Source organism: Gordonia sp. i37 (genome assembly GCF_002043085.1).
GTDB lineage: Bacteria > Actinomycetota > Actinomycetes > Mycobacteriales > Mycobacteriaceae > Gordonia > Gordonia polyisoprenivorans.
In genome coordinates, this window is the sequence record NZ_MVPX01000452.1 from 1 (window position 1) to 1,028 (window position 1,028).

Annotated in this window: 1 pseudogene; it reads left to right on the plus strand. The window is 66.5% G+C overall.

Annotated features, from left to right (window positions below):
- Window positions 1–634 precede the first annotated feature (634 nt).
- Window positions 635–1,028, plus strand: a pseudogene (locus B1964_RS22270) (HNH endonuclease); the annotation flags it as partial.

Genomic DNA, 1,028 nt, shown 5'->3' on the forward strand with positions numbered 1-1,028 from the left:
CCCCCGCCACGCCGAGATCACCACCGGCACCGCCACCCGCAGCGGACTCTGGGCTCCGGCGCCGATCCGGCACTGAACTCACCGCCGGGGCGCTGCCCCGATGGTCGAGCCCTTCCCGATGGTCGAGGTGCCCGGCACCCCAGGCGCCGGGCCTCGAGACCCGGTGAGAGAACAAGCCTCCCAACCACATCCACCGCCGAAGCGCCAAACGCGAGCCGAATTCGTAGACGCCCCTGCTGCACCAGCCGCGTCCATACGTAGGCGCCGCGTACACAGCAATCCCGACCGTCCAGGCGCCCCCCATCATCGAAAACCCTGCCCTCCAGATGGTCGAGCAACCCGCCCTGCCCGCGCAACGAGCCCCTTTCCCCGATAGTCGAGGCGCACGGCGCCCCAGGCGCCGGGCCTCGAGACCCGGTGAGACAACAAGCCTCCCAACCACATCGATCCGGCTCACAGCGAAAGCCGCACCCCCTACCACACCCCACCGACAGAAAACTGCCGCCAGCCCACCCCCGAAATCCGTTGTCCACAAGCACCTTTGCCTCCCCAGAATCATCGAACACCCTTGCCCTAATCCACATGTTCGAGTAGAGTGGACCCATCACACCGATCAGCCACTGGGGAGGGGCCCATGATCGACACCACCGAAGCTCTTGACGCCGAAGCGGTTTTCGCCGGGATCGTCACCCAACTCAGCGACCTGCAATGGGATCCGGAGATGACCGGGCCACAGGCCTTCGGTGCGATGAAGCAAGTCCTGTTGCTGCGGAACCTGGTTGATCACCACGCCACCACCCTCACCGGCGAACTGGACCGGCTGGGCGTGGCCGACCACAAGACCACCCGGCTGCGGGAGTTGTTGATCAGCATGGGTTGCGCACCCGCCGTCGCAAGTCGGTATGTGCGGGTCGCCGCCACCACCGATGTCGACCTGTTGTTGGCGCATGCCGCGGACGGGTCCATCTCGTCCGAACACACCGACGCCATCGTCCGCGGGTTGGCGCACATCGACACCCGATGCCCCG